This window comes from Tateyamaria pelophila (assembly GCF_019966495.1).
Lineage (GTDB): Bacteria > Pseudomonadota > Alphaproteobacteria > Rhodobacterales > Rhodobacteraceae > Tateyamaria > Tateyamaria pelophila.
Map to the genome: position 1 here is coordinate 1 of NZ_JAIMIA010000232.1, position 3,655 is coordinate 3,655.

The window sequence follows — 3,655 nt, forward strand, 5'->3', positions numbered from 1 at the left end:
GCTCATGTCTGATCGCGCCACTTGCATCCTCCCGCCCGTTGTTTGGACGAAATGAATCACAAACCTATGCCCTTAAACAAGAATTAATGGGTGTGTTGCCTAATCATCAGATGGCACCCGCATTGCATTTACCTCTGTTGGTGATGCGTCACGCCCCTCTGTCTGGCAAATTCATGGCTGGTCCCGGCCGTGTTGCACAGATCAACTGCAATTCAGAACGCGCCCTACGTACACCTTACCTATGAACTGAGCATCGGCGTAACCTCAGGGCGCGGTGTCCGGCGGATCACCGAAATCATTCAGCCTTCAATGTCTTTCAATCAGCCGTCGAGAGATGGTCTCAGGAGCGGCAAAGGATTTACCGAAGCGACCTGCCTGCGCGTAACTCTCAAGTTTTTGCATTTGAGCGGCTTTCATTTGTTTGATACCTGTTGTGAAGGTGTGCGCAGGTTGGCGAAATACCGTGACTGATTAAGGACCTAATATGAGTATCGCCGATGACGGCATGCACGAGGGCGACATTCGTGAACAACTCAGCACGATACTGGCCTCCAACGACTTTGACGCATCGCAACGGAATCGTAACTTCCTATCGTACGTTGTCGACGAACTGCTGGCAGGGCGCGGCGATCGCGTCAAAGCCTATAACGTGGCAACATCTGTCTTTGGTCGCAGTCCGGACTTTGACCCGCAGGTCGACTCAATCGTGCGCATTGAAGCCAGCCGCCTACGCAGGTCACTAAAGCATTATTATCTGACATCCGGCTGTGATGATCCGATCCGCTTCGTCCTACCAAAAGGTACCTATGTTCCGACCATCGAGAGCGCCAAACTTCCAGTTTCCGCTCAGAAACAAGAAAACAAATTACCCTCAAAACCAAACCAGAACTTTGGTATAAAAGGCCCGCGAATTTTTGTTTCGCTCTTCGAGGATGAGGGCGTTAATCTGGACTGCAGAGACTTTGCACATGATTTCATGCGCAACTTGATCGTCGGCTTGACCCGGTTCGCCGGGCTATGCGTTTTCGGATCCGACACTGTGGTCAACTTCGGTTCAGACGCGGATCGGGAGCAAATTCGTGAGGAACTTGAGGCCGACCTTCTGCTTTTTGGTTCCGTAAGTGTCACAAACGACAGTTTCAGTGTGAAGGCTATTCTAGCGGACGCGAAGACGGGTCAATACTTGTGGGCAGAAACTTTCCATAAACAACTGCGAACTGAAACTCTGATCCAAGCAAGAGATGAGATCGCGGACAAAGTTGTACGCACCTTGGCGCAGCCATACGGTGTAGTCTACAGCAGAGTCCATCACATGGATGGGCCGCTCCCCAAACATTTGCAATCATACGAGGCGGTCAATAGGTACTACGATTTCTGTCGAACATATGATGTCCGCCTATGTGACAAACTGATTGCGGAGCTTGAAAGGGTCGTTGTCGAGGATCCGCATTACTCCGAAGCCCACGCCTGCTTGTCGCAACTCTATTCGAATGCCGTCCGTTTCAACTACGATGTACGAGCTTTCACCTCTGATCCGTTGCAAAGAGCACTGGAACTGGCAGATGACTCAATCGAAATCGCGCCGTCCTCAAATACCGCTCATCACGCACGCGGCTTGGCGTGTTGGTATGCTGGTGACACGGCCGGATGTATTGAAGCCCTGGAAACTGGCCACAGGCTAAACCCGAACGATACAAATACCATGGCAGAACTGGGACATCGTTACGCATTGCTCGCGGACTGGGACCAGGCGGTGCCGTTGCTTGAGGAAAGCTATGCACGGAACCCTGGCCAACGCGGAGAATTTCGTATTGGTTTGTCGCTTTATTATTATTCATCCGGCCAATACGAACGTGCACTTATCGAAGCACGGAAGATAGGGGCACAGGCTCAGGTTTACTGCCACGTCATGATAGCAGTTTCCGCAGCGCAACTGGGACGAACTGCGGAATCGTATGAAGCTGTCAAAAAAATTCTGGCTATTGATGGCTCGTATGGAACACGGATCACGAAAGATCTGATGCAAAGACACGTTTCGGCAAACTTGATCGAACAGTTGATCGAAGGGGTTCGAAGAGCAGGACTACACGTAAGCCCAAGGCAGGTCAGTTTAGCATCAGTCTCGTAGTGTACTCCACACATCCCAAATTGCTGGGCGGTTTCGTCGCCCTAGTGGCCAGTAGCGTGATATATTTCAACCAGTTAAAGTGGTAGGGGGCGGGTGTCATGGATCGCTCACACAGTGTGTAATACCAGCGGCTCGAGGGTCTGACTCTTTTTGGATTCCCAATTTCGTAAAAGTCTGACTCAATCGCTTCAACCGATTTGGAGGTTGGAATGACGGTGAGGATTACACGCGATGACATGACGGCGTCGGATTTGCGCAGACAATCGGGGCGTGTGAAGGACGGACGCATATCGCGGCGCCTTTTGGCCATCGCTTTGGTGCTTGATGGGGCGTCTCGAAAGGTCGCGGCTGAAAGCTGCGGAATGGATCGTCAGACCCTTCGGGACTGGGTTCACCGTTACAATACCGAAGGTGTCGAGGGACTGTCCAACCGTTCTGGTGGTGGGGTGAAGCCCCTCTTGTCTGAAGACCAGATGGCGCAACTCTCGCGTTGGGTTGAGGCCGGGCCCGATCCGGCGCGAGATGGTGTCGTGCGCTGGCGGCGCGTGGATCTTGCGCGGCGCATTGAAGCGGAGTTCAATGTCCAACTCCATGAGCGCACGGTCGGTACATATCTGGCCAAGCTGGGGTTTCGCAGGGCTCTCAGTACGCCCGGAACATCCCAATGCTGACGTATCGGCACTGACTGCGTTCAAAAAAACTTCGCAAGTATCGTAGCGGATATCCTGCCCGGACACGCGCGTGGAAAACCACTGGAGGTTTGGTTTCAAGAGTTCGCCATGGAAGCCGCCATCGGTCCGAGGCTCATGGCGGACGCCCGCGTGGGCCAGCAAGGCACCCTGACGCGTATCTGGGCGCGACGGGGCACACGCCCGCGTGTGCCCCGCGATACACGCTACAAGTGGAGCTACATCTTTGGCGCTGCCTGCCCCGCACGTGGCACCGGAGCCGGGCTGATCTTGCCCTATGTCAACGCAGAAGCAATGGGGTTGCATCTCGAAGAGATCGCCAAGGCAGTCGCGCCGGGGGCCCATGCGCTGCTGATCGTGGACGGGGCCGGTTGGCATTGTGCCAAAGCTCTCGATGTGCCCGACAATATCACGCTGCTGAAACTGCCGCCCTATGCGCCCGAACTCAACCCGATGAAAAACGTCTGGGCCTACTTGCGGGCCAACAAACTCGCCATCTCCGTATTTGATAGCTACGAGGACATACTCAACAAATGCCAGGACGCCTGGAATTTCTTCGCAAACGATCCTGACCGCATAACCTCAATTACTCAAAGGGATTGGATAACGGTCAGCTAATTGTGCCGTTGGTATAACTCCCCCATTTAATGGGGTCTTATGGCACTTACCCCGCGAAAAATGCCCGCGCCGCAGCCGATGCAACCATCTGCGCTCATCAGCAAGAATGGTATCACCGAAGTGGAATAATTTACAGTAAGATAGTAAGCGCCGTGCTACCGCCCTCGTAGACGTTTGAAGTTTGTTATCTGAGAAGAGCCCATCCGAACAAGGAGGGTTC

The 3,655-nt window shown here is 53.5% G+C and carries 2 protein-coding genes and 1 pseudogene; all 3 read left to right on the forward strand.

Annotation, left to right across the window (positions count from 1 at the left end):
- Positions 1–245, forward strand: a 245-nt coding sequence (locus LC354_RS26915; RefSeq protein WP_223429017.1) for a hypothetical protein, incomplete at its 5' end; no start/stop codon positions are given.
- 239 nt (positions 246–484) lie between these two features.
- Entirely contained in the window at positions 485–2,128 is a 1,644-nt protein-coding gene (locus tag LC354_RS26920) for a hypothetical protein (protein WP_223429018.1), read from the forward strand.
- 209 nt (positions 2,129–2,337) lie between these two features.
- A pseudogene (locus LC354_RS26925) lies at positions 2,338–3,435 on the forward strand (IS630 family transposase).
- Positions 3,436–3,655: the final 220 nt, after the last annotated feature.

Bases quoted from the DNA above. Each gene is read 5' to 3' on its own strand.
- LC354_RS26920 (WP_223429018.1), top strand. From the start codon at position 485: ATGAGTATCGCCGATGACGGCATGCACGAGGGCGACATTCGTGAACAA.